Source organism: Pyxidicoccus sp. MSG2 (assembly GCF_026626705.1).
GTDB lineage: Bacteria > Myxococcota > Myxococcia > Myxococcales > Myxococcaceae > Myxococcus.
In genome coordinates, this window is record NZ_JAPNKC010000001.1 from 8916261 (window position 1) to 8941919 (window position 25659).

19 protein-coding genes are annotated in these 25659 nt (G+C 72.2%); 6 read left to right on the top strand and 13 right to left on the bottom strand.

What is annotated here, in order from left to right; translation table 11 throughout:
- Positions 1–59: 59 nt before the first annotated feature.
- From OV427_RS34970 to OV427_RS34980, 3 genes are all read right to left on the bottom strand, one after another.
- Complete coding sequence (locus tag OV427_RS34970) at positions 60–668, bottom strand: 2,3-bisphosphoglycerate-dependent phosphoglycerate mutase (RefSeq protein WP_267860555.1); 609 nt, start codon at positions 666–668, stop codon at positions 60–62.
- Positions 669–744: 76 nt separating this feature from the next.
- Positions 745–1206, bottom strand: a complete 462-nt coding sequence (locus tag OV427_RS34975) for a YaiI/YqxD family protein (RefSeq protein WP_164002756.1) — start codon at positions 1204–1206, stop codon at positions 745–747.
- Positions 1203–2231 carry a serine hydrolase domain-containing protein gene (locus tag OV427_RS34980; protein ID WP_267860556.1) on the bottom strand — a complete coding sequence of 343 codons (1029 nt, stop codon included), beginning with the start codon at positions 2229–2231 and terminating at the stop codon, positions 1203–1205. Before OV427_RS34980 ends, OV427_RS34975 begins: the two co-directional genes overlap by 4 nt.
- Before the next feature lie 207 nt (positions 2232–2438).
- Here OV427_RS34980 and OV427_RS34985 point away from each other — a divergent pair, with 207 nt between their 5' ends.
- On the top strand, positions 2439–2771 hold the full coding sequence (locus OV427_RS34985) for a hypothetical protein (protein WP_267860557.1): 333 nt from the start codon (positions 2439–2441) through the stop codon (positions 2769–2771).
- 7 nt (positions 2772–2778) lie between these two features.
- Here the strand turns inward: OV427_RS34985 and OV427_RS34990 are convergent, their stop codons facing one another.
- The 6 genes from OV427_RS34990 to OV427_RS35015 all read right to left on the bottom strand — a co-directional run bounded on the left by OV427_RS34990 (position 2779) and on the right by OV427_RS35015 (position 10014).
- Positions 2779–3921: a LamG domain-containing protein gene (locus OV427_RS34990; RefSeq protein ID WP_267860558.1), complete on the bottom strand. Its 1143-nt coding sequence runs from the start codon at positions 3919–3921 to the stop codon at positions 2779–2781.
- Between the two features lie 198 nt (positions 3922–4119).
- Complete coding sequence (locus tag OV427_RS34995) at positions 4120–5451, bottom strand: serine/threonine-protein kinase (RefSeq protein WP_267860559.1); 1332 nt, start codon at positions 5449–5451, stop codon at positions 4120–4122.
- A complete protein-coding gene (locus OV427_RS35000; RefSeq protein WP_420718309.1) occupies positions 5448–7298 on the bottom strand; it encodes a sigma 54-interacting transcriptional regulator in 1851 nt (616 codons plus the stop codon). The genes OV427_RS34995 and OV427_RS35000 overlap by 4 nt, the downstream gene beginning before the upstream one ends.
- 51 nt (positions 7299–7349) lie before the next feature.
- The gene (locus tag OV427_RS35005; protein ID WP_267860561.1) at positions 7350–8075 is read right to left on the bottom strand and encodes a class I SAM-dependent methyltransferase; all 726 of its coding nucleotides are present in this window, start codon (positions 8073–8075) and stop codon (positions 7350–7352) included.
- Positions 8076–8125: 50 nt separating this feature from the next.
- A complete protein-coding gene (locus tag OV427_RS35010) occupies positions 8126–9082 on the bottom strand; it encodes an ARPP-1 family domain-containing protein (RefSeq protein ID WP_267860562.1) in 957 nt (318 codons plus the stop codon).
- 125 nt (positions 9083–9207) lie between these two features.
- Positions 9208–10014: a phosphodiester glycosidase family protein gene (locus tag OV427_RS35015; RefSeq protein ID WP_267860563.1), complete on the bottom strand. Its 807-nt coding sequence runs from the start codon at positions 10012–10014 to the stop codon at positions 9208–9210.
- A gap of 206 nt (positions 10015–10220) precedes the next feature.
- Between OV427_RS35015 and OV427_RS35020 the strand changes: the two genes are divergently transcribed.
- The gene (locus OV427_RS35020; protein WP_267860564.1) at positions 10221–12686 is read left to right on the top strand and encodes an ABC transporter permease; all 2466 of its coding nucleotides are present in this window, start codon (positions 10221–10223) and stop codon (positions 12684–12686) included.
- A 36-nt stretch (positions 12687–12722) separates the two neighbouring features.
- Positions 12723–15185: an ABC transporter permease gene (locus tag OV427_RS35025; protein ID WP_267860565.1), complete on the top strand. Its 2463-nt coding sequence runs from the start codon at positions 12723–12725 to the stop codon at positions 15183–15185.
- A gap of 75 nt (positions 15186–15260) precedes the next feature.
- Here the strand turns inward: OV427_RS35025 and OV427_RS35030 are convergent, their stop codons facing one another.
- The gene (locus OV427_RS35030) at positions 15261–16505 is read right to left on the bottom strand and encodes an acyltransferase family protein (protein ID WP_267860566.1); all 1245 of its coding nucleotides are present in this window, start codon (positions 16503–16505) and stop codon (positions 15261–15263) included.
- Positions 16506–16603: 98 nt separating this feature from the next.
- Between OV427_RS35030 and OV427_RS35035 the strand changes: the two genes are divergently transcribed.
- The 3 genes from OV427_RS35035 to OV427_RS35045 all read left to right on the top strand — a co-directional run bounded on the left by OV427_RS35035 (position 16604) and on the right by OV427_RS35045 (position 21728).
- Entirely contained in the window at positions 16604–17521 is a 918-nt protein-coding gene (locus tag OV427_RS35035) for an RluA family pseudouridine synthase (protein WP_267860567.1), read from the top strand.
- Between the two features lie 77 nt (positions 17522–17598).
- Positions 17599–18924, top strand: a complete 1326-nt coding sequence (locus tag OV427_RS35040; RefSeq protein WP_267860568.1) for a hypothetical protein — start codon at positions 17599–17601, stop codon at positions 18922–18924.
- 260 nt (positions 18925–19184) lie between these two features.
- The gene (locus tag OV427_RS35045) at positions 19185–21728 is read left to right on the top strand and encodes a hypothetical protein (protein WP_267860569.1); all 2544 of its coding nucleotides are present in this window, start codon (positions 19185–19187) and stop codon (positions 21726–21728) included.
- A gap of 62 nt (positions 21729–21790) precedes the next feature.
- Here OV427_RS35045 and OV427_RS35050 read toward each other — a convergent pair whose 3' ends face one another.
- From OV427_RS35050 to OV427_RS35060, 3 genes are all read right to left on the bottom strand, one after another.
- A complete protein-coding gene (locus tag OV427_RS35050) occupies positions 21791–22273 on the bottom strand; it encodes a hypothetical protein (protein ID WP_267860570.1) in 483 nt (160 codons plus the stop codon).
- Between the two features lie 170 nt (positions 22274–22443).
- Entirely contained in the window at positions 22444–24486 is a 2043-nt protein-coding gene (locus OV427_RS35055) for a hypothetical protein (protein ID WP_267860571.1), read from the bottom strand.
- A complete protein-coding gene (locus OV427_RS35060) occupies positions 24473–25597 on the bottom strand; it encodes a DUF3142 domain-containing protein (RefSeq protein WP_267860572.1) in 1125 nt (374 codons plus the stop codon). The genes OV427_RS35055 and OV427_RS35060 overlap by 14 nt, the downstream gene beginning before the upstream one ends.
- Between the last annotated feature and the right edge of the window lie 62 nt (positions 25598–25659).

The window sequence follows — 25659 nt, forward strand, 5'->3', positions numbered from 1 at the left end:
GTCCGGGCTGTCCTCTCTCCTTGGACTCCCGGGAGGGAGGCACCGTTCCCGCGGGCGGCTCAGGGCACGGGCAGGCGCTTGGACAGCACCTCGCCCGCGGGGGAGATTTCGTAGACGAGGGGGACGCCGGTGGCCAGCTCCAGCCCCACCACCTGCTCGCCGGTGAGCGCGTCCAGCTTCATCACCAGCGAGCGGTTGGAGTTGCCGTGCGCCACCACCAGCACGTGCTTGCCCAGGCGCAAATCCCCGGCGATGGCGCGGTCGTAGAAGGGCAGCACGCGCTTCGCCGTCATCGCCAGTGACTCGCCGTTGGGCGGGGGAATGTCGTAGGAGCGGCGCCACAGCTTCACCTGCTGCTCGCCGAACTCCTTCGCCGCGTCGGCCTTGTTGAGCCCCTGCAGGTCACCGTAGTGGCGCTCGTTGAGGGCGGCGTCGCGGATGACGGGGATGCGCTGGCCGAGCGCGTCCAGGATGATGGCGAGCGTCTCCTGCGCGCGGGTGAGGACGGAGGTGTAGGCGACGTCGAACTTCAGTCCCTGGAGCGCCTTGGCCGCGAGCCGGGCCTCGTCGCGCCCCTGGTCGGTGAGGGGCACGTCCACGAAGCCGGTGAAGCGGTTCTCATGGTTCCAGAGGGACTGACCGTGTCGGACGAGGGCGAGGGTGGGCATGGCCTGCCCAGGTAGCGCATGCCGGGCGGGGCGGCCAGTGCGGGTGCGACGTTCCGGGCCGCGTGCGTTTCGCGCTCTACACTGGCGGCTTGCGCAGCAGCCGCGTCAGCTCCCGGTCCAGGGCCGAGGCGAACTGCTGGCGGTCCTGCGCGTTGAAGCCGCTGGGGCCTCCCGTCTGCACCCCGCTCTCGCGCAGCTCCTGCATGAAGTTCCGCACGGACAGGCGCTCGGAGATGTTCTCCTCGGTGAACAGCTCCCCGCGCGGGTCCAGCACCACCACGCCCCGGGGCACCAGCAGCGCGGCCAGGGGAATGTCCTGCGTGACGGCCAGGTCCCCCTTCTGCGCCGAGGCGGCGATGTGCTGGTCCGCCACGTCCAGCCCGGCGCCCACCTGCACCGTGGAGACCAGCTCCGAGCGCGGCAGCGACAGGGCGCGGTTGGCCACGAACACGGTGGGGACCTTGAGGCGCTGTGACGCGCGCAGCAGGATGTCCCGGACGGGCCCGGGGCAGGCATCGGCATCGACCCAGATTTTCATGTGTGACTCATCCTGGTGAGGAGCGCGAGCCCCGGAGCTTCCAGCGGCACCCGGCCCCGCAGCGCGGCGAACAGCGACCACCCATGGTCCGCCAGCAGCACGACGCCCGCGTCCGCCTTCGGCGCGAAGCCGAGGAAGCCCGTGTAGCCGCCCATCACGGACGAGCGCCACACCACGTCGTGCCCGCGCACGGTGGACACCGTCCAGCCTGGCGCCATCCGCGCGGGGCCGGCGTCCACGCGCGGCGCATGGGACAGGCGCAGGGCACGGACGAGGCCCGCGTCGGCGCGTCCGAGGTGCGCATCGAGGAAGCGGAGCAGGTCCGGCGCGGTGGAGTGGAGCGCGCCCGCGCCGGGGAGCGCCGGGAAGGTCCACGCGGGCAGCGGCTTGCCGCGCGCGGTGTGGCCGGGCGTCAGTCGCGGCTGCTGCTCGTCCGTGACTCGCGCCGTGGTGTCCGTCAGGCCCAGGGGCTTGAAGAGCAAATCCCTCAGCGCGTGCCCGTAGTTGAGCCCCGCGCGCCGCGACAGCGCATGGCCGAGCACGCCCATCCCGAGGAGGGACTCGGCGTAGGGACGCGGCGGGGGATGCGCGGGCTGGTAGCTCCGGAGGAAGTCCCCGAAGAGGCCCGCGGAGTAGTGGCCGAAGGGGTCCTCCGGCTTCTGTGCCTCCGTCTCCAGGTTGGGCGGCAGGTGCGGCAGGCCGGAGGTGTGCGTGGCGAGCTGCTCCACGGTGATGCGGCCCGCCGTCGCGTCGGGCAGCAGCGGCCGGGGGATGAGCTCGGAGAGCGGCGTGTCCAGCCGCAGCTCGCCCCGGTCCACCAGCAGCGCGAGGAGCGCGCCCGTGAAGACCTGGGTGAGCTCGCCCAGCGCGAAGATGGCGTCGGAGGGCGGCGGGGGGCCCCGGCCCCGGAGGCCGTGCACCTGGTGCTCGCCCCGCCAGGTGATGCCCGCGCACAGGGACGCCGAGCGATAGCCGCGCAGGTAGCGACGGGTCTCCTCGTGGATGAGCTCGGAAGGGGAGGGCATGGGGCGTGGCGGCTGTCTCACGTCGCTCGGGGGAGCGTCAACCCGGGCTTCGAGCCCTGGCGACGGCGCCTTGCTGTCACGCGCTCGGGCCGGAATTGACGGATTGTCGCGCGGGCCGGCTCGCGGCGCGGCCCAAGTCCCCGGAATCCGGAGCGCGCCAGGTTGGAACGCCGTGTGTAGAGGCAGGACCGGCCAGGAGGTCCCGCCATGAGCTGTCCGGTCCAACCCCGTGCATTCTCCCTGACCCGCCACTTCCTCGAGCGCCGCGCGAGCCGCCAGCTTCGAGACGACGTCCTCGACTTCATCCTCGAGTTCGGCGCCCGCGCCCGCGCCGCGGGGATGACGCATGTCACGGTGCTGGAGCGTGATTTGCCCGCCGCATGGAGGACCTCCGCGCTGGCGAGGCAGGCGCGCGGTTGGATTGTCCTCTTGAGCGACGAGGAGCGGCTCGTCACCTGCTACCGGCGCGGCGACGCGAGCCGCTTCATCCGCCGCAAGCCCAAGCGCCGCATGTCCGAGGCCCAGGTGCAGCGGGCCTGACGCCCCGTCATGGCGGCGCCCACTGCGCGTCGTGGATGAAGCCGTGGGCCTCGTTGCCGCTGTGGTCCTTGATGCGGCTGGCGCGTCCCTCGTCCAGCGGCCAGTAGCCCGCCAGCCCTTCCGCGTCCTTGTCGGGAGGCTCCTTCATGTCCTCGCCAATCTGCTCCTGGGTGCGGGCGACGCTCCAGATGCGCACGTCCCGGATGTTGCCGTTGAAGGAGCGGTCTCCGCCGGCGCCCTTGGCGCCGATGGCCCAGCGCGCGTCGATGGGGAAGCCGCCGCCCTGGGCCTGGGGGGCTTCGGCGAGCAATTCGCCGTTGCGGTAGAGCTTCCATTTCTCGCCGTCATAGACGCCGGCCACGTGGACCCATTTGTTCACGTCCTGCAAGGGCATGGAGGCCGACGTGACGCCGGAGCTCCTTCCCTCCATGTATGAGCCGGCCTGGTAGTTACCGAACACGATGCGCAGGAAGACCTCGCCGCTGGGGCTGGAGATGTAGCCCCGGGCCACGATGTTCTGGATGGTGGTGGAGTTCACCGGGCGGATCCACGCCTCCAGCGTGATGGGGCCGGTGATTTCCAGGGACAGGGGCTGTCCCAGGTCCACGTAGGACGTGGTGCCGTTGAAGGTCAGCACCGGCGCTGGAGGGGGTGGCTCGGCCTCCGTCACGCCGCCGGAGCCGCCCGTTGCGGGCTCCTCCTTCTTGTCCCGGCCCAGCAGGACACCCACCAGCACGATGAGCAGCAAGGCCGCCACGGCGGACACGGGAATCCACCAGGGAATCTTCCGGCGCGGGGCGACCACCGGGGCCGGCACCTTGAAGGCCACCGGGGAGCTCTCGGCGAAGTACTCGTCGGGGTTGGACTGGTCCGCGACGAGCAGATGGAAGGCATGATCGCCCGCAGCCTGCGAGGGCGGGACAGCCACCTGGACCTGGAAGACGTGCGTGCCATTGGGGGGGAAGTCCCGCTCGGCGTCGCCGTTGAGGGAGAGCCACTCCGGAGGCGTCGCTCCTTCGGAGACGATGACGGCCCGGCCCCTGACGGGCTGGCCGAATGAGTTGGTGACGGTGAATGCCACCTCGCCCTTGCGATTGCCCCCCAGCTTCAGGGTGGGCGAAGTCGTGGTGATGTCGAACGCCCGGGCCATGCAGGACCTCCAATCACGGACGGCAGGGCAGGGTTCGCGGCCCCTTCATGATGGAGTGTGGGCACCATCGACGTGACGAGCGTTGTGTACCCGCACCTCCTGCCTGGAGCCGGAGCGAGGCTGCGCGGCATCCTCCGCTCGGGTCGTCCAGAAGTCCCAGCCCCGTGGGGAGGCACGGGCAGCGCACCAGGCTCCTGGCTACTCCTTCAGCGGTGACGCCTTCTGCTTCAACTCTTGCAGCCGCGTGCGCTTGAGGGAGGCCGTGTCCGGCTTCTTCGTCGCGGTGCCCGGGGCGAAGAGGCCCGCCTTTCCGCGAGGAGACGTCTTGGCGCCGGCCTTCGCTGGGGACGAGGGCTGGAGTGCTCCCGTGCCCAGGGCCCGCGCCGGGCGTTCCGGAGTCGCTTGCGGTTGCACCGGTTCGTCCAGGGACTGTGGCTGGGGCACGCTGTCGGGCAGGGGCGGGCTCTCCTGCTGGAGCGCCGTGGCCTGGGGGGCGGGTTGTGTCGGGGCGGCGTCCTTCGTCACGACCGAGGCGTCCTTCTTCGCGACCGGAGGCTCCTGCCTCGCGGACGCCGGGCCCAGGAACAGGAACGCCGCGAGCGCCATCACCGCCGAGGTGCCCACGGCCAGTGCGCCCACCGGCACGCGCCGCTCCAGCAGCCTCCGCGCGGACTCCGCGCTGTCGGGCCGGTCCTCGATGCGCTCCGAGAGCAGCCGCGCCAGCAGCCGTCGCAGGCGGGACGGCACGCCCGCCGGCAGCGGCTTCTCCCCGGGGAAGCCTCCCGCGAGCGACTCGTACAACACCAGCCCCAGCGCGAAGAGGTCCGACTGCGCCACCGCGCGGCCCAGCCGCTGCTGCTCGGGCGCCATGTAGCGCAGCGAGCCGATGAGCGCGGCGGACTCCGTCAGCGTCGTCGCTCCGTCCAGCCGGGCGATGCCGAAGTCGCAGAGCTTCGCGCCGTCGGCCGCGAGCAGGATGTTTCCCGGCTTCACGTCGCGGTGGATGAAGCCCTTCTCGTGCGCGGCGCCCAGCGCCTCCAGCATCCTCCGCGCCAGCCCCTCCACCTCTGGCCAGGGCAGGGGGCCGTCCTTCGTCAGCTTCGCCCGCAGGTCCGGCCCGTCCACGCGCTCCATGGCGTACCAGCAGAAGCCCCGCTCCTCACCGTCCGCGAGCACGCGCACCACCGCCGGGTGCTGCACCTGGCGGAGCGCCTCGGCCTCGCGGCGGAAGCGCGCCCGCACCGCCGGGTCCGCCGCCACCAGCGTGGACAGCACCTTCACCGCACAGGCTCCCGGGTAGCCCTCCGCCGCGTACACCGTGCCCATGCCGCCCGCGCCCAGCCGGCTCAGCAGCCGGAAGCCCCCGAGCGACTCGCCCGTGAGGTCCACCTCCGGCGACAGGCGCGCGGTGCCGGGCGCCGTCTCCGCGCGGGCCAGGTCCACCTGCACGCCACACGCGGAGCAGGACACCACCAGCGCTGGACGAGCGCCGGGAAGGGGAGTGCGGCACGCGGGGCAGAGGAAGTTCATGCGTAGAGGTCGATTCCGTACTCTTCCAGCTTCCTGTCCAACGTCGGCCGGGAGATGCCGAGCACCTCCGCCGCCGCGCTCTTCACCCCCCGCGCCCGCTTGAGCGCGAGGACGATGTGCTCCCGCTCCACCGCCCGCAGGGCCTCCGCCAGCGTGCCTTGGACACCGCTGGCGGGGGCCGCGGTTCCCGGGCGGATTTCCGGACGGAGTTCGGGGCCGCCGGGACGCTCGGGAGACACCACCTCCGGCGGCAGGTCCCCGGGCTCCACCCGGTCTCCCGGCCCCTTGAGCACCAGTGCCCGTTCAATGGCATTGGCGAGCTGCCGCACGTTGCCCGGCCACGGACAGGCGCACAGGGCGGCACAGGCCTCGGGCGTGAAGCCCGACGCGCGGCGGCCGAGCTGGGTGCCCAGCTTCGCGAGGAACCGCTCCGCCAGGGGCAGCACGTCCTCGGGGCGCTCGCGCAGCGGGGCCAGGTGGATGCGCACCACGTTGAGGCGCCAGTAGAGGTCCTCGCGGAAGGCGCCCGTGCGCGCCGCTTCCTTCAAGTCCCGGTGCGTGGCCGCGACGACGCGCACGTCCACCGGCACGCCCGAGCGCCCACCCACGCGCTGGACGATGCGGTCCTGCAGCACGCGCAGCAGCTTGACCTGGAGCGGCGCGGGCAGGTCTCCGACTTCATCCAGGAAGAGGGTGCCGCCGTCGGCCTGTTCGAAGACGCCCTCTCGCGCGGACTGTGCTCCGGTGAAGGCGCCCTTCTCGTGGCCGAACAGCTCGCTCTCCGCCAGCTCCGCGGGGATGGCGCCGCAATTCACCGCGATGAACGGGCCCTTCGCGCGGGGGCCCAGGGCATGGAGCGCGCGCGCGACCTCCTCCTTGCCCGTGCCGCTCTCGCCGGTGATGAGGACGGTGGACTGCACGGGGGCCGCGGCGTCCGCCACCCGCATCGCCTCGCGCATGCTCGCGCTCTGTGCGACGGGAGGCTGGAAGCCCGGGGTGGCCCGGGGCTCGGGTGGGCAGAGTGAAGGGCCCACGGCCAGCGCCAGCGCGCCCGCCAGGGACACCTCCTCGTCGTGGAAGGGCTGCTCGCGCAGGATGCACAGCGCGCCCGCGGGCTGGCCGGCGGCGTAGAGCGGGGCACAGAGGACGTGGGCGTCCGCGCGGCGCACGCGGGTGGTGTGCGCGTCGTGCTCCGCGCGGGCCTGGGCCTCTGGCATCGCCTGGGCCCGGCCCGTCCGGAGGGCGGTGTCCACCAGCTCGCGGCTCACGGTGAGGTGTGCGCCGTGAGGGCGCGTGTGCCGGGGCCGCGGGCCCTGGGGACCGAGGCGCAGCAGGACGAGCGCGGAGGGCTGCAGCGCGGACTCCAGCGCTTCGAAGACGAGCCCCACGGCGGCGTCGGGCGAAGTCGTGGTGGCGGCGCGCAGGGCCAGCTCTCCGGCGCGGGCGAGGGTGTCCGGACCGGGAGCACCGCCGCCTCGCATGCGCTCCACACGGGTGCGGGTGAGGACCAGCGTGGACTCGCCGTCGCGGGCGCGCAGGGCGTCGAAGGACGGCTCGTACACGAGCACGCTCTCCCCCACGGAGACATGGTCCCCGGGGCGCAGGCTCGTGGCCTGCTGTGCGGGGAGGCGCTGCCCGTTGAGCCAGGTGCCGTTTCGCGAGCCCAGGTCCTTCAGCGTGTGCCCGGCGCCGTCGGGTGAGAAGACGCAGTGCTCTCGGCTGACCTTCTCGTCGAGGAGCTGGAGGCCATCCTCGGCGGCACGTCCCACCACCAGCGGCGCGTCGAGCTCGCGCGCCACGCCCCTGCACGGACCGAACATCGCCACGAGTCTCGCCACGGTGTGCATAGTAGCGGAAGGCGCCGGCTCCCGTGCGGGTGGCCCGGCGCCCTCATCCAGTCATGAACGCTGGCAGAGGAAGATGTCGTCGAAGACGTCGTCGCCCACGGGGCGCTGGAGCGTCGCGACTCGGAAGCCCGCCTGGGTGAGCACCCGGTGCCAGGTCTCCCGGGAGAACAGCCCCTCGACGTGCCTGTCATGCACGGCCCGGACGGTGTCCCCTTCACGGAGCAGGAAGGCGTACTCGGTGACATAGGTGCTGTCGTCCGGGTGCGGGTCCCACGACCACATGAGGCCCCGGAGCGAGCGGCGCCCGTCGTCCGCCGTCAGCGTGTCCGTGCTGTCCTCGAAGGTCTCCCGGTAGCAGTCCGGCGCGAAGATGGCCGCGCCGCCGGGCCGCGTGTGGACGAAGGCCGTCCGGGCGGCGGCGAGGAGGTCCTCCTCGGTGAGCATGTACATGATGGCGTCGTGGACCAGCACCGCGTCGAACGTCCGGCCGAGCCGCAGCGTGCGCATGTCCGCGAGCACGTGCTCACAGTCGGGGTTCTGCTGGCGGCTCAGCGTGAGCATGTCCTCGGAGAGGTCCGTGAGGGTGCAGGTGAAGTGGCGCTTCAGGTGAAACGCCGCGTTCCCCGCACCCGCGCCGAGCTCCAGCAGCGTCCGCGGGCGCGGTGAGACGGCGCGCTCGAAGGCTTCCTGGAAGCAGGTGGCTTCGTCTTCATGGTCCGCCACCGGGTCGATGAGGTGGTACCAGGGGACGAGCTCGCCGTAGAGGAGGGGTTGCATTCGCGGCGGTTCTAGCATCCCCGGGAGCACCGCTTCGCTCGCGGCGGGGCCTACTTCTTCGTCCCGAAGAACGTTCCGTGCACGGTCTTGCCCTTGGAGCGGAACATCTTCTTCTCTCCTCCGTCCTTGGTGGTGCCGCCCACGAACTTGTCGATGTGCTCCTTTTTCAGCTCCCGCGCCTTGGCGCGGCCCTGCTCCTCGTCGCCCGCGCGGCCCGGCTGCTTCTCCAGCGCGGCGAGCACGTACGACGCCAGCAGCTTGCGCTCCAGCTTCGCGTACAGCTTCGGGCTGTCGAAGACGTCCACCACCTCGATGTCTCCGTTGATGGCCACCGCCAGCCCCGCGAGTCGCTCGTCGCGCGGCAGCTTCCCCTGGATTTCGTCGAGGTACCGGCCGATGCGCTGGCGCAGCGCCGCGTCCTGGAACACGCGTCGGTACGTGCCCGTCGGGCTCGAGACACCCGACACGTTGGACTTGCGCGCCACCTCGCCCCAGACGGCGCCCTGCTCCGAGAACAGGGCCGCGCGCCGCAGGTCCGGGTGCGCCACCGCGAGCCCCGGCTGGAAGGCCAGGCTCTGTCCCTCCCACCGTCCCTGCTCCACGCAGAACACCGGCACCCGCTGGCGCTCGCCCGCGTCCACCACCACGTCACTGCCCACCATGCGGTCCTGCTTGCCGCCCAGCAGCAGCTCCCCGCCCACCAGGTACAGCGGCCGCTCGTCCCGGTTGTGCACCCGCAGCGCCTCCACCGTGCCGTCGCTGTCCAGCTCGCGGACGGAGACCTTCTTCGCCGCCTGGGCCTCCTCCAGCACCGTGTAGTCGTCGTACGGCGGGCCCTTGCGCGTGTGCAGCGGCACCACCGCCAGGTTGTAGGCGAGCACGGGCTGGCCGACCTCGTAGTCGCCCAGGTCCAGGTCCGGGGCCGGCGGGGACTTCTCCTGCGCCAGGGCCAGGGGTGCGGTGAGCAGGGCCACGAGGGCCGAGACGGCGGGCATGCGGAACTTCATGGGTGGGACGCCTCCTGTGTGTGCGGCGTCTCATTGCAAGCCCGCGTGCCAGGGCCCTTCCCCCGAGGGGCTCCAGGCCGGACGTCACACGGCGTTACGAAGTGCAAAGCCGTGTGACACGGCCCTCAGGGCCGGGGAGCCTCCACGCCGAGCACGTTGGGCAGCGCCCAGTAGCGCGTGTTGTCGTCGTTCTCGTTGAAGCCCGTCTCGTAGCTGCCCACCCGGCGCACGGTGCGCCCCGGCGCGGCGACGTGGAGCGACGCCTCCGGCCCACCCTCCAGGTACATCAGCCGCTTCAGCCCCAGGGGAAGCCGCCGGAGGACCTCGATGAAGTCATGCGTGCGGTAGGGCGAGCGCGCATGGAACATCAGCAGCCGGCCCTGCCCGTCGATGCCGAGCGCGGCGGTGCTCCACTCGCGCGGCTGGGATTGCCACGTGTTGCGCCCCTTGCAGTCCACCATGCGCAGGGACTGGAGCACCGTGCCGTAGCGCGGCAGCAGGGACTTCACGTCGTCACAGGCCGCATCGAGGAGCTGCACCGGCGGCAGTCCCTTCTCCCGGGGATGCAGCACCAGGAAGGTGCGGTAGTCCTTGCGGGGGGTGGGGCTGAGCTCGCGTCCCTCCGTGCGCGCCTGTCCCACGGGACGGCCGCCCGGATGGAACATGCCCGCGTTGGTGACGGCGATGAGGCCGTGCAGGGCCGCCCACTGCTCCGCCGTCGGCTCTGGCGCGTGGCCTTCCAGCGAGGCACTGAGGAGTCGCACCGGTCGACGCGCCACGTCCACCCGCACCACGGTGACACGTGAGTCGCCCACCGACGACTTGAGATGTGCGTCGAATTCCGCCAGCTCCAGCCCGGGTGCGAGCGTCTCCCACGGGGCGGCGAGGGCAGGCAGGGACAGGCACAGGAGGAGGGGAAGGAGTCGGCTCATGACGTTCACCGGGAGGCGAGAGGGGATGGGTGTTCCCCGGCGCGGTTGCAAGCCGCGAGCCCCACGTGTCCGGGAATGGGAAGCGGCTTCCCAGGGGTGAACACGGGGCCCGGGCGCTTCCATCTGTTCCCGAGGGGTTGGCACACTGGACGGCGGTGGCTCGGTCATTGCTATTCAGGAGTCCGCCCCAACCCCCCGGAGCGTGAATGCAGGATTTCATCCAGGAACTTCGCCACGCGGCGCGGATGCTCGCCAGGCATCCCGGCTTCACCGCCGTGGCGCTGTTCACGCTCGCGCTGGGCATCGCCGCCAACACCGCCATCTTCAGCGTCGCGGACGCGGTGCTCTTCTCACCGCTGCCCTATGCGACGCCGGACCGGCTGGTGATGGTGTGGGGGATGAGCCCGAACCGGGACCGGCAGACGGTGTCGCCCGCGAACTTCCTCGACTGGCGCGCGCAGACCGAATCCTTCGAGGGGATGGCCGCCTTCTCCCACGTCCCCTTCAACCTCGCGGGGGACGGCACGCCCGAGGTCGTCCGGGGCGCCAGCGTGTCCGCCAACTTCTTCCAGGTGCTCGGTACCCCGGCGGCGCTCGGGACGACGTTCCTCGCGTCCGCGGAAGGCGCGGGGGCACCGAACACGGTGGTGCTCGGCCACGGCCTGTGGAAGCGGCGCTTCGGCGGAGACCCGCGTGTGCTCGGCCGCATGCTGCGCCTCAATGACGTGAGCTACGAAGTCGTCGGCGTCATGCCGGAGCGCTTCGAGTGGCCGACCGTCGTCCCCACGCACGTCTCCGCCGCCGACGCTCCGCAGCTCTTCGTGCCCGCTGTCCACCGGGACATCCCTCAGCTGGGGACGGACACCACGCAGGACACGAGTGCGTGGCGCGACGGCAACTACCTGCGGGTGGTGGGGCGGCTGAAGCCCGGTGTCACGCTGGAGGGCGCGTCGCGGGAGCTGGACACCATCGCCGCGCGGCTCGCCCAGGAGTACCCGGAGTCGAACGCGAGGTCGGGCATCGGCCTGGTGCCCCTGCGGGAGCAGCTCGTCGGCAACGTGCGCTCGGCGTTGTGGGTGCTGCTGGCGGCGGTGGGGCTGGTGCTGGTGATTGCGTGCGCCAACGTCGCCAACCTGTTCCTCGCGCGGGCGTCCGCGCGGAGGCAGGAGCTGACGGTGCGCCTGGCGTTGGGGGCCCGCCGGAGCCAGTTGGTGCGGCAGCTCCTCACGGAGAGCGTGCTGCTGGCGCTGGCGGCGGGGGCGCTCGGGTTGCTGCTGGCGCTGTGGGGTATGGACGCGCTGCTCGCGCTCGTGCCTCCGGAGCTGCCTCGGCTCGGCGCCGTGGGGCTGGATGGGCGGGTGTTGGCCTTCACGCTGCTGACGTCGCTGGCCACGGGTGTGCTGTTCGGGCTCGTCCCGGCGCTGCAGGCCTCGAGGCCGGATCTCAATGGCGTGCTCCGGCAGGGCGGAGGGGGGCGCTTCTCCGGCGCGGGCCAGCGCTCTCGCGGCGCGCTGGTGGTGGGCGAGGTGGCGCTGGCGGTGGTGCTGCTCATCAGCGCCGGGCTGCTCTTGCGCAGCCTCTGGAGCATGCAGGCGGTGGAGCTGGGCTTCCGCGCCGACGGAGTGCTCACGTGGCGCGTGTCGCTGCCCGCCGCGGAGTACCCGGACGACGCCCGGCAGGCGGCCTTCTTCCAGCGGCTCCAGGAACGGGTGGAAGCGCTGCCCGGCGTGAAGAGCGTGGGCGCGGTGTCGGACCTGCCCCTCGGCGGCGACAACATCTGGCGGGTCATGGACATCGAAGGGCAGCCACGCCCCGAGGCCGGCGACGAGCGCTCCGTGGGTTTCCAGGTCGTCACGCCCGGCTACTTCCGCACGCTGGGCATTCCGCTGAAGCGCGGGCGCGACGTCGCGTCCTCGGACCGCGCCGACACGCAGCTGGTGGTCCTGGTCAACGAGTCCACCGCGCGCCAGTACTGGCCGGGGCAGGAGCCGCTGGGACAGCGCATCCGCCTGGGCTCCGATTCGGATGCCCCGTGGCGCACCGTCGTCGGCGTGGTGGGGGACGTGCGGCAGGGCGGCGCCCTCAAGGAGCCGCGGCCGGAGGTCTACGTCGCGGCGCTCCAGGACACGTTCCACTTCATCCTGTTCACCGCCCGCACGGAGGGAGACCCGGCGCGACTGGTGTCCGGGGTGCGCGAGGCCGTGGCCGCGCTGGACCCGAACCTGGCCATCGCCCAGGTGCGGACGATGGAGGAGGTCATTGCCTCGGCGATGGCGCGCCCGCGCTTCCTCTCCACGCTGGTGGCGCTGTTCGCCGTGCTGGCGCTGCTGCTGGCGGGCGTGGGCCTGTCCGGCGTCATCGCGTACATGGCCCGGCAGCGGACGCAGGAGATTGGCATCCGCATGGCCCTGGGCGCGCGGCCCGTGGACGTGCTGCGGCTGGTGCTGGGCCGCGGCATGCGGCTGGCGCTGGCGGGCGTGGGGCTGGGACTGGTGGGGGCGTGGGCGGCCACGCGGGGCATGGCGAGCCAGCTCTACGGCGTGAGCGCCACGGACCCGCTCACCTTCGGCGGACTGGCGCTGGTGGTGATGGCGGTGACGCTGGTGGCCACCTGGCTGCCGGCGCGGCGGGCCACGCGGGTGGACCCGCTGGTGGCCATGCGGAGTGGGTGAGGCACACTGCTTTCTCGCAGTCCCGGGGGTGATGCGATGACGGAGTTGGTCCATGAGCTGCGGCAGGCCCTGCGCATGTTGTGGAAGCATCCCGGCTTCACGGTGGTGGCGGTGCTCACGCTCGCACTGGGCATCGCCGCCAACACCGCCATCTTCAGCGTCGTCAACGCGGTGCTGCTGGCACCCCTCCCGTTCGCCGAGCCGGAGCGGCTCGCCTTCCTGTGGGTGCAGCGCGAGGAGGGCACCCGGGAGCCGGTGTCGGCGCCGGACTTCCTCGCGTGGCGCGAGGGGAGCAGGGACGCCTTCGAGGCGCTCGCCGCCGTGGCCTCGGTGCCCTTCAACCTGGCGGGGGAGGGGACTCCGGAGCGGCTGCGCGGCGCCAGCGTCTCCACCAACTTCTTCGACGTGCTGGGCGTGGAGGCGGCGCTTGGCACCACGTTCCGTTCGGACCCGGCGGGCCAGTCCCCGTGGCAGGTGGTGGTGCTCAGCCACGAGCTGTGGCAGCGCCGCTTCGGTGGAGACACCCGCCTCATCGGCCGGTCGGTGCGGCTGAACGACAGGAGCTACGAGGTCATCGGGGTGATGCCCGAGCGCTTCATGTGGCCGTCGATTACGCCCGTGCAGGCGCTCACCCAGGACCGGGCGGAGCTGTGGGTGCCGGCGGTGAAGCACGACGTGCCGCTGTTCGGGCCGGACGTGGAGCAGGACTTCTCCCAGGAGCGCAACCTCCACTTCCTGCGCGTGGTGGGGCGGCTGAAGGAGGGCGTGGCCCTGGAGGCGGCCGCGCGCGCCGTGGGCCTGGTGGCCGAGCGGCGGGCCCGTGAGTTCCCGGACACGAATGCGAAGGCGGGAGTCCAGGCGGTGCCCCTGCGCGAGCAGCTCGTGGGCAACGTGAGGGACATCCTCTGGGTGCTGCTGGGGGCGGTGGGACTGGTGTTGGCGATTGCGTGCGCCAACGTGGCCAACCTGTTCCTCGCGCGGGCCACGGCGCGGCAGCGGGAGCTGGCCGTCCGCGTGGCGCTGGGAGCGAGCCGTGGACGGGTGATGCGGCTGTTGCTGCTGGAGAGCCTGGTGCTGGCGCTCGCGGCCGGGTGTGTGGGGCTGCTGGGCGCGGTCTGGGGCGTGGACGTGCTGCTGGGGATGAGCACCAGCGAGCTGCCACGCATCACCGAGGTGGGCCTGGATGGGCGTGTGCTCGCCTTCACGCTGTTCGTGTCCGTGCTCACGGGGGTGTTGTTCGGCCTGGTGCCGGCGCTCCAGTCCTCCGCGCCGGACCTGCACTTCGCGCTCAAGGACGCGGGGGGCCGGGCCTCGCCGGGCGGAGGACGCTCGCGCGGGGCGCTGGTGGTGGGCGAGGTCGCGCTGGCGGTGGTGCTGCTCATTGGCGCGGGGCTGCTGTTGCGCAGCCTGTGGCGCCTGCAGGCCGTGGAGCCGGGCTTCCAGACGGACCACGCGCTCACCTGGAGCCTATCCCTGCCTCCCGGGGACTACCCCGACGAGCGGCGGCAGGCGGCCTTCTTCCAGGACGTCGTGGCGCGGGTGGAGGCGCTGCCCGGGGTGAAGAGCGCCGCCGCGGTGGTGACGCTCCCGTTCGACGGGAACGACATCTCCCTGGCGCTGTTCATCGAGGGACGGCCCGCCGCCGAGCCCGGCCCGCAGCGGACGCTGGGCTTGCAGATGGTGACGCCCGGCTACTTCCGCACGCTGGGGATTCCGCTGCGCCAGGGCCGGGACTTCGCCTCCACGGACACGGCGGACACGGGGCCGGTGGTGCTCGTCAACGCGGCGGCGGTGCGGAAGTTCTGGCCGGGCCAGGACCCGCTGGGCCAGCGCGTGCGCATCGGCTCGCCGGAGGACGGGTGGCGCACCGTCGTGGGCGTGGTGGACGACGTGCGGCACGGTGGACCCACGGCGGAGCCTCGCGCGGAGCTCTACGTGCCCATCATGCAGAGCACCTTCCCTTCCATGCAGTTCGTGGCGCGCACCGAGGGCGAGCCCCTGGCGCTGGCCGCCGCGGTGCGCTCGGCGGTGGCGGAGCTGGATGCGGACCTTCCCGTGTCGCAGGTCCGCACGCTGGATGCGGTGGTGGCGTCCGCCACGGCGCGCCCGCGCTTCCTCTCCGCGTTGGTGGGGGTCTTCGCGGCGCTGGCGTTGCTGCTGGCGGGCGTGGGTCTCTACGGAGTGATTGCGTACATGGCGCGGCAGCGGACGCAGGAGATTGGCATCCGCATGGCGCTCGGGGCCCGGCCGGAGGATGTGCTGCGGCTGGTGCTGGGCCGTGGCATGCGGCTGGCCGTGCTCGGCGTGGGGCTGGGACTGCTGGCGGCCTGGGCGGCCACCCGCGTGCTGGGGAGCATGCTCCACGGGGTGAGCGCGACGGACCCGCTCACCTTCGGCAGCCTGGCGTTGCTGGTGCTGGGCGTGACGATGGTGGCCACCTGGCTGCCCGCGCGACGGGCCACGCGGGTGGACCCGCTGGTGGCGCTGCGGAGCGAATAGTCCTCCGCCGGTGGGCTTCGCGGATGGGCGTGCTTCCGCGTGGGGTGGGCGCCGCGGAAGGCGCGCCGCGTGCCGTCACGCCGCCTTCGTCAGGGCATCCGGTGGCTTCGCCGCCTCTGTCGCGTCCTTCGTGAGCCGGTTCTTCATCCGCAGGAATCGCCGCTCGACGGCGTAGTACGAGATCGACGAGAACGCGACGGCCAGGCCGAGCTTGACGGCACTCAAGAGCAGCCATCCGGACCAGGACGCCGTGGCGGTGTCCGCGGCCCTCCCGAGGAGCGTCGCTGGCGTGTAGAACGCGAAGCTGTGCCAGAGGTAGAGGCTGTACGAGCGCTTGCCGACCCAGGCGAGCGGCGCGACGCTCACGATGCGGCTCGCGAGCCCCCGGGCGTTCGCCAGCATGTAGAGAATCAGGCACGCCGAAGCGAGGGCCACCACCGTGAAGCCGCCGTGGAAGAGCACGTCGAGCCGGAGGTCCGGCACCGGGCGCCTGAGGGTCAGGCGGATGTCCTCCCCGCCGCAAGCCACGGCAATCAGCACCACCGAGGCGATGGCCAACCCATCCCAGACGACCGTCCGTTTCGGCAGTCCCCTCCACGCGGCCCACAGCGCGGCGATGCAGCCGATGAGCGGCGCGTCGAGGCGCGTGTCCGTGCGTTGGTAGCCCTGCGTGAAGGCGGCCATCACGCCCTCGCTCGCGACTTGCGAACTCCACAGCGCGAGCCTCCACCCGCCAACGAGCGCGACGACCAGCACCAGCCCCCCGAGGATGACCGGAAGCCGGACGCCCCGCCGCAGCAGCAGGAAGAGGGTGGGGGGCCACAGGATGTAGAACTGCTCCTCGACGCTGAGGGACCACGTAATCGAGAGCCCACCGATGTCCTGAATCCAGTTCGAGAAGTAGAACAGCGTGGACCCGATTGAGAGCCAGGGCTTCGGACCGAGAGTCGCTTTCCAGCCGAAGACCGCTGCCACGATGCAGAGGATGGCGACGAAGAAGTACAGCGCCGGCAGGAGCCGCAGCGCGCGCCGCAGGTAGAAGTGCTTGAAGGAGAGGGTCCCCGTGCGCGACCACTCCTGGAGCAGCAGCGAGGTGATGAGGAACCCGCTCAGGACGAAGAAGACATCCACGCCGAGGAAGCCATTCGGCAGCACGCCAGGCATCTGCCTCGCGCCGAGCGCACTGAGGTGCACCCCCATCACCATCAAGCAGGCGATACCACGGACACCGTCGAGGACGGGCTCGTGTCCGAGCTCATACGCGAGCGTTGCTCGCGAGGTGGGCGGCGCGGCGACGGGGGCGATGGCAGGGCGGGTCATCGCCAGGAATGGTACTCGCGGCCCCTGGTGGCGCCAATGAGGGGACCGGACCGGCTCGTGGACGTTGACTCGCCGGCCGCGTTGGGGGACGGGGGGGCATGGCGCAGCAAAAGGTCCAGGTTCCCCGGGAGGCCGCGGGCGAGCGGCTCGACCGCTTCCTCTCCAAGCATGTGCCGGGCTTCACGCCGGAGCGGGCCCGCGCGCTCATCGACTCGGGGGCGGTGCGCATCCGGGGCAAGAAGTGTCAGCCCACGCGCAAGCTGTGGGGCGGGGAGGAGATCGAAATCGAGCGGCCGGAGCCTCGGGCCGCGCCTGTTGCCTCCGCCGAGGGGCCCCTGCTTCCGGTGCTCCATGACGATGCGGCCCTCGTCATCGTGAACAAGCCGCCCGGGCTCGTCGTGGAGCCGGAGGGGCGCATGGCTTCGGTGGTGGGATTGCTCGCCGCGCAGCAGCCTCCGTTCGACGTGGAGGGGCTGGCGCAGCCCGGCGTGGTGCATCGGTTGGACCGCGAGACGAGCGGCTGTCTGGCCTTCGCGCGCACGGACGTGGCCGCCGCGGCGATGCTGCGCGCGTTCCAGGAGAAGCAGGTGGACAAGCGCTACCGGACGCTCGTCCTGGGGCACCCGCCCGAGCAGGGCCGGTTGGAGGGGCCGTACTCGAGGGACCCGAAGGACCCGCGCCGCTTCACCACCCGCGTGCCGTCCGCGCGCCGCGCCGCGCTCTCGTTCGAGGTACGGGAGAGGTTTCCTGGCGCCGCGCTGCTGGAGGTGGACCTGGACACGGGGCGCACGCACCAGATTCGCGTGCAGCTTTCCGAAGCGGGCTTCCCCGTGCTCGGGGATTCGCTCTATGGCACCGAGGAGGCTCGCACGCATCCTGCCGCGCTGGCCCTGGGGCGGCAGGCGCTGCATGCGTTCCGCCTGGAGATACCGAGCCCCACCTCGGGACGGATGGTGCGCGTGGAGGCTCCGCTGCCCGAGGACTTCGAGCGGGCGCTGACGGTGCTGCGCGGGTGAACGCCGCTTCTCCATCAGGACCTTCCCTGGCGCGGTTTTTCCCGCGCCCGTGCCACGCTTAGAGTGCGTTTCACGCAATGACCGAGCGCAGCCGGACCCGCATCGCCCCACGGGAAGAGCACTCGCCCGAGGACGTCCGCCGCCGCCTGGAGGGTGGGGCGGAGGTGCTCGACGCCGCCCGTGCGCGCCATGTCGCGCTGGAGACGGTGCTGCGCAGCCGCCGGTGGATGCGCCGCCTGCGCGCGCGCCCGGAGCTGGTGTCCGAGTGGCGCAAGCACGAGCCGGAGGTGGCCGAGGCGCTGGAGCGCGCGAAGCGGCGAGCGCGGGCGGAAGACTGGCCGGAGGACACGCCAGTGCGGAGGACCCTCCGCGAGCTGGAGGCGTGCAGGACCCGGCTCGAAGCCCTGGTGCGGCGGCGGCTGATGGCCCTCGCGCCCGTGCCCGAGCCCCCCTCCTTGGAGGCCGGCCTCGTGCGCCTGGATGCACTCGCGCGGCGGAAGGTGTCACGCACCCTGGCGCCCGGTGAGGTGCTCGTCCTCAAGGGCTGGCAGATCGGGCGGGCCCTCCCCCGGGACTCGCGGCCGTGGACGCTCCCCCTCTTCCTCCTGGCCTACGTCCTGTATCTCGTCTTGATGTTCCCGCTCGGGCTCGTGATTGGGGAATGGGCGTTGCTGGGGATTGCGGCATTCCTGGTCCTCCCCATGCTCTGGCGGGCGCTCCGCATCCTGTCGAGGCTCGGACGCTTCTGGCTGACGCGTGAGCGGCTGGTGTGGAGGCCCGTGTTCGGCGCGGCTGAGTCGGTGTCCCTGAGCAGCATTCCCCCGGGAGGCGTCCACCTGGAGCTGGCCACGGACAGCGTCCGCGTGGACGGGGAGGTCCGGGTCCACATGCACGACCTGCGCGATGCGACCCGTCTGGCGGTGCTCCTCGAGCTGCACCGTCAGCTACCGCTGCCCGGAGCCGCCCGGGCCGCGAGCCCGGGGCCGACCCTCATCCTCCCGGGGTCTCTGCAGGGCACGGGTGAATCGAGGGAGAGCGGCCAGGCCATCCTGCGCCCGGAGGGGGTTTCCTTCATCCCTGGTAGCAGCGGTGCCGCGGCGCTCCAGGCCCTCTCGGGGCAGCACGTGGGCCTGCCCGTGATGCTGGACCAGGTGCTGGAGCATCTGCGAGCGCTGCCGGAGGCGGAGTTCGACGCCCGCGTGGCACGCCTCGCGGATGCCCTGGACGGGGTGCACTGGCCCGCAACGGAGGCGTCTCCTCGGGATGTGAGGTGGGAATGGAACAAGCTCCACGTCACCCGTGACGGGCGCTCGCTGGTGGTCTCCGTGGACCTGTCGCTGCAGGCCACCGTGGAGCGCGTGCTGCGCGCCTGGGGCCGCTTCCCCGGCGCAGGTGATGCCTAGGAAGCACGGAGGCAACGAAGGACGTATGCATCACGCCCTTCACTCCGCCACAGCGCCGCCTCCGCGTGCCATCCCTTTTGCCCGCCAGGGGTCGCCCCCGGACGCCCCGGTGTCCGAGGCAACTGTCATCGGGAAGCGGTGCGGGCGGACGGACGTCGAGCCCACGGCCGAAGGGAGGAAACGCGCCCACCCTCGCGGGGGGATTGTCGTCCGACGCTGCTCGCCTGACCTTGCGGCAGTCGTTCCTGAGGGGGAGCCGTATGCATCAGACGGGTGGAGGGGCCGCGCGGGTCGCGCGGTGGGGAGGCGTGTTGCTCGGGGCACTGCTGTTCGCGTGCGGGCCCGCGCCAGAGGACAGGGACGATGCGCGGGAGGCGACAGTTCCCAGGCCGGCGGTAGACGAAGCGCTCCCGCTGGCGCCGCACGAGAAGCCAGACGACCCGCGAGACGCAGCGGCAAAGAGCTCCGGCGTCTCCAACCCCTTCGACCTGAGCCGGCCCTCCCTGAGAACGCAGCCCACCGCCAATGCGGGCGTGGGCGTGGCCTTCGACGGGAAGCAGTACTTCGTCGTCTGGGAGGACGACCGCGACGGCGGGGTCTTCGGCTCCCGCGTCAAGAATGGAAGGCTCCTGGACCCGGCCGGCATCCCCCTCAACCAGGGCACCGGGCTGGAGGGCGGCGAGCCTCGCGTGGCCTGGGACGGCAAGCAGTTCGTCGTCGTCTGGGTGAGCGGCAGCGGCGTATTCGGCGCGCACGTGGAGTCGGATGGCGACGTGAAGCGCCACTTCATCCTCGCCTCCTCCGACGAGGTGTTCGGTCCCCCGGGCATCGCCTGCACGAAGGGCCTGTGTCTCGTGGCCTATGTCGTCTCCGGTGACGAGGAGGACCTCGTCGTCTTCGACCGGGTGGAGTCCGACGGCGACGTGAGGGACGGCGAAATCCTCTCCGAGCTGCCCGGCTTCGCCTTCCGCCCCGCGGTGGCCTGGGACGGCAAGCAGTTCGCAGTCGTCTGGCAGGACAGGCGGGGAGGCGAGGACGCGGAGGACCTCTACGGCGCCCGCGTGAAGAAGGATGGCACCGTGCTCGACGCGGCCGGCGGCGTGCCCGTCATCACCCTGCCCGGCGCACAGCGGAACCCCGACCTGACGTGGACTGGAGACCGCTTCCTCCTCGTGTGGCAGGACGACCGCGGCGGCACCGAGGATATTTACGGCGCCCGCGTCCGCAGGGAGCTGACACTCTACGGGCCCGAGGGCTTCCCCATCTCCACCGGCCCCGGCGACCAGACGCTGCCCCATGTGGCGCCCAGTGGCAGCAAGTCGCTCGTCGTCTGGGACGACACCCGCCTGGGGCCCCACCGCGTGCGAGGCGCCCGCGTGGGGGATGACGGCGTCGTGTGGGACGTCGCGGGCTTCACCATCTCCTCCAGCGACCAGGAGGAGGAGCTCCAGCCGGCGGTGGCGGTGGGAGACCACCAGTTCTTCGTCGCCTACGCGGGCGCGGAGTCGGGCACGCCGCTCTTCGGGCCGCACCACATCCTGGGCACCCGCGTGCAGCACGACAAGACGGTGAAGGACTCACCCGCGCTGCTCTTCACCCGCTCCGCGTTTCCCCAGGACCAGGTTGCCGCGGCGGAAGGTGGGGGCGTCTACCTGACGGTCTGGCGCGAGGTGCGCGACGGCGTGTCACGGCTGCTGGGCGCCCGCGTGCGCCCCGACGGCCGTGTGCTCGACGTGCCCTTCTCCTTCCCGGCGGGCCCGGATGCGCGAGAGCCCGCGGTGGCGTGGGACGGCGACATCTGGATGGTGGTCTGGGAGGAGGGGGACGAGTTCGGCGGCGGCACGGGCGTCGACATCCGAGGCGCCCGGGTGAGCGGCGCGGGCGTGGTGCTGGACGCCGCCAGCCTGGACATCGCTGGCCTGCCGGATGACCAGTACCAGCCCGCGATTGCCTCCAACATGGATGACTTCTTCGTCGTCTGGACGGACCGGCGCGGCGCCTTCTTCGGAAACGACTCCGACATTGTCGGCACGCGGGTGAGCTCCGGCGGCGTGGTACTGGACCCCGGCGGCATCCCCATCTCCAGCGTCCCCTTCACCCAGCGGGCTCCCTCCGTGGTGGCCACCGGGGACCTGCGCTACCTCGTCGCGTGGGTGCACATCGATTTCATCTCCGTGCCCGCCGAGACGGAGCGCAGCATCCGCGGCGCTCGCGTGGACGCGGATGGCAACGTGCTGGACGCGCCGGAGCGCCTCTTCGCGGAAGGGCCGGCCTTCACCGCGCCGCCCGGGCTCGCGTGGAACGGGACGAACACGTTGGTGGCCTGGACGAGCGAGTCGGAGGGGAGCTTCGGCGCCCCGGGGCCGGCGGTGCTGGCCGTCCGGGTGGACGCGGACGGAGACGTTCTGGAAGCCATGCCCCGTGTCGTCGCCACCGGCGGTGGCAGCAACCGCCTCAACGTCACCGCCACCTTCGACGGGACGGACTTCTGGCTGGCGTGGGAGCAGCAGACCGACGCGCCGTTCTTCCCGGCGCTGGTGTTCCGCACCGACGTGTACGGCGCGCGCGTGCGTGCCAACGGCACTGTGAGGGACGCGGGCGGAAGGGTCATCGCCGCGCACCAGCCCGAGCCCGAGTCCGCGCCCGCCCTCGTCTCCGCCCTGGGCGGCCGCGTGGCCGTCTTCTACACGGAGTTCGTCACCGAGGAGGACGTGATGAACCTGCGCATCCAGGGGCGAGTGCTCACCGGGTTGGGCGCGTCCGCCACGGAGGTGGGGACACCGGCGCCCGCCGCGGCGCGCTGACGGCGTGAAACCCCGGCCCCACCGCGCGACGTGGGGCCGGGACACCCAGGGGTGCGTGCGGACTACTTCGCGTCCACCACCAGCACCGTCCACCGGTCCGTGGCGTGGTCGATGCGCACGTTGGCGGCACCGGCCTCCTGGAGCTGCTGCACGATGCTCTCCAGGAAGGTGAGGTGCTCCTTGGGCGCGTCCACGAAGATGTGCTTCGAGCCGGTGCCCTTCGCCTTCGGCTTCTTCGCCGGAGCGCCGGCAGCGCCGTTGAGCGCCTCCGGGGTGGCGACGGCCTTGAGGCGGGACGCGGCGTCCTCCTCGGTGGCCTCGGGCGCGCTCTCCGGCTCCTCGGCGGCCGGCGCGGGCGCGGCGGACTCGGCCTCCTCTTCGGCCTGCTCGCGAAGCTGGTTGAAGGTCTTCAGGTTGATGGCTGCCCCGAACTTCGACTTGAAGGACTCCAGCGCCTCCTTGGTGCTGATGTCCGGCTGCTGGCGGAAGAGTTCGAGCAGGTAGGCGTGGCGCTCCTGGGTCTGCTCCTGGGAAGTCCTCGGCATCGTCTTCAATCTCCTGAGAGTGTTGCGAAACGGAAAGGCGGCGCACCCTATAGCCGAGCGTTCAGATGGACGAAAGGTGGGGCCGTGTCGGCCGCCTGACCGATGGATGCTTCAGGGTGTGTCAGGTCCGCTGCCGGAGCCGCCCGGAACGGGCGGTGAGGGGCAGCGGCTCAGGCCGGCTTGCGCTTGCGGCGCCGCAGGAGCGCGGCCCCCAGCGCCACCGGCACCAGCACCCCGCCGCCCAGTGCCGCCAGCGTGCGGCGGCGCAGCCCCTTCCAGTTGAAGGTCAGCTTCGGCTGCTGCGCTCGCGCCCGCTCGAAGTCCGGCTCCGGGCACTCCTGGCCGAAGGTCATCCATTCCCCGTCCTTGAGGTTGGCGCCGTTCTTCACATAGGTGCGCCACAGGCGCTGGACCCGCTCCGGCTCGGTGCTCGCGGTGTAGCGCGCCGCACGGCAGAGCAGCACCGCGTAGGCCTGGCTGCGCTTCGGCAACAGCTCCGCGGCCTGCTCGGCGAGGTCCGCCGCCGTGGAGCGATAGTGGAAGCGCACCGCGTGCGGTGGCGCGTGGGCCTTCAGCCGCTGCTGCTCGGCTTCCGTGACGAGGGGCAGCTCCGCCATCTTCTTCCGCGCTTCCTCCTTCTCGGGCGGCAGCTCGTTGGAGTCGAGGAAGCTGTCCAGGTCATAGAATCCGTCCACCTGGGCCCAGTCCGGCGCGGCCTCGGTGCCCAGCACCTCCATGCCCGCCGTGCGCGCCAGCCGCGCGGCGTCGTAGAGCGCCCGGGCCCGGTCCACCGCGTCGCTCGTCGACTCCGCGCGCTCGCGGGCCTCCACGTACTGCCGCGCGGGCAGTTCGAACTTCGTGCCCTGGAAGTACTCCAGCGACTTCGCGCCCGCGCCGTCGCGCAGCAGTCGCCGGCCGAGCAGCAGCCGCAGGCGCGCCTTCACGCTGTTCGTCCCCTCGCGGGCATCGTCATCCCAGAGATGAGCCAGCTCGGGTGTGCACCGTTCCTCGGGAGCGGAGGCGACGAACCGCTGGAGCTCCTCCACCGTGAGCACGCGCTCGGCCACGTAGGCGAGGTCCGGCCAGGAGCAGCTCGCCAGCAGGCGCTCCGCGGACTGCGAGAAGTCGCCGCGCGTCAACGCGAGCAGGGCGCGCTCGCCTTCCGCGCGCATGTGGGGACGCAGGGGGCCGAGCTGTGACTCACCGACCCAGTCCTCTGCTTCCGGGAGTCCCTCCACGGCCTGCGCGAGGTACTGCTCCGCCGCCGTCCGGTCTCCCCGGCGCAGCGCGAGCTTCGCCTTCACCCAGGCGGAGAGCGGCGTGGCCTCCTGCCCGGCGAAGCGCTCGGCCAGGTCGAAGCGGCCCATGCTCCACGCCGCCGCCGCGAGCCGGTCCGCGCCTTCGGGCCCGGGCACGGCCGCGAGCGACTCCAGCACGTGCCGCATCTGGCCTTCGCCTTCCTCCTCGTACCAAGCCCACTCCCGCCCGCGCGTCCAGACGTAGGTCGCCATCAGCCGCCAGGCCAGCGGATCCTTCAGGGCCTCGCGCAACCGGGCGTCGTCCCTCCGGAGTGCCCGCGCCACCAGGAGCAGGGACGTGTTTCCGTTGGAGCTGCCGTGTGCCGCCTGCTCCGCGTAGAGCCGGATGGCGCCCGCGTCATCGCCCTGCTGGAGCAGCAGGCGCGCCTCTTCACCGAGGCTCGCCACCGCCAGCCCCAGTGGGTCGTCGAAGCCCTGGCGGGCCAGCTCGCGCACCTCCGCGAAGCGGGGTCGCGCCTCGTGCTCCAGGCCCGCACCCGCCGTGCGCGCCAGCATGAACGCGGCGAAGGTGGAGAAGTGGTGGCGCTCCTCCGCGGGCAGCGCGAGCACGTCCTGGAAGCGGGCGCGTGCCTTCGCGTAGTCCCCGGCGTGGAAGGCCTTCGCGCCCGCGGCGTACAGCGCCGTCTCCCGGGCCCCGCCGCCCTCGCGCGCGCCCTTCGGGTCACCATTCTCGTCGGCGTCCTCGACGACTTCCACCACCTGGAACGTGTCTACGGGCTTCGGCAGCAGCCGCGCGGCTTCGAGCGAGAAGGCGCCCTCCGGCAGTTGCGCGAGGGTACCGGCCCTGTCGCTCAGCAGCTCGGGTGGGAAGTCGGGGCCGCACGCGCGCGCATCCCGCAGGGGCGCGAGCAGCATCAGGACGACCAGGGACGCGAAGAGGCTACGGCACGACAAGGGACACCTCGGTTCCCCGCACGAAGCCGACGACACGGCGTTCTCCGGCGCGCAGGCGGGGAGGCGTGCGCGCCACGAGGGAAGTCCCGTGCGGGGCATAGCCGCCCACGCCGTCCAGGACCTCCAGGTTTCCAGAAAGGGTGAGGCGCATGGGCGCATCCGCGTCCACGCGGCCGGTGTTCTCGATGACGATGTCCCGCGTCCCGCCACCCACGTCCACCAGCCGGGGCGTGAGGCTCGGAGTCAACGGCTCGCCGCGCACCACGGCCTCCAGCGTGGACGGGCTCCACGCATCCGGGTCTCCCCGGTGGCCGAGCCGGAACCAGATGACCCCCGTGACGCCGCGCACGGGCCGCTCGCGCAGGAGGGCCACGAAGCGGGCGACGTCGCGGGGCTCCGCGGACAGGCGCGTCCCGTCCTTCAGCCGCACGCGGTAGGTGGGCAGCGCGACGCGGAAGGCGCGGCCCGTGGCCTCGGCCCAGGACTCGACGAAGCCCCGGGCCTCCTCCGGCGTGAAGAGTGTGGGCGCGCGCACCGCGTGGACCTGGAGGACGACGTCGTCGGGGATGGAGGCCAGCCGCTCCACGTCCGGCGACGCGGCCCAGGTGGGCAGGGCGGTGATGGAGAGCTTCCAGTCGGGCACGAGGGCCCGCTCGCGCTCCAGCCAGTCCGCGTAGCCGGCCAGCGCGGAGGTGGCGCAGTCGTGGTCCACCTCGAGGCCACGGACGCGAACGCCCCGGGCCTTCCAGGCACGGGCAAGCGTGGCGACCTCTTCGAGGGAGATGCCGTCGAGCGGCGCCGTGCCGTCCACGCGCAGCACCGCCACCACCTCCCGGCCGGAGCGGACCAATGCGTCCACGTCCACCGCCACGTCCACCGGCGTGCGCCTGGGGCCGGAGCGCTCACGCGCGAGGACGCGCAGGGCTCCGAATTCCGCGGGCGCCCGGGTGAGGGCGTCGCTCAGCTCCGGGCTCCAGTCCCGCTGCCACACATAGGCTTCGTGGGTGAGGGGGGCCGGAGTCCCGCGCGAGCAGGCGAGGCCGAGCGCGAGCAGCAGCACGCAGGCCCAGGCCTGGGAGTGGTGCCGCCGGAAATGCTCGCGAGAGGTCATGGCCAGAAGGCCGCCCACCGTGGCGCGGAGAGCGCGTCACGGGAGCGGGAGGTGCGGTGCCA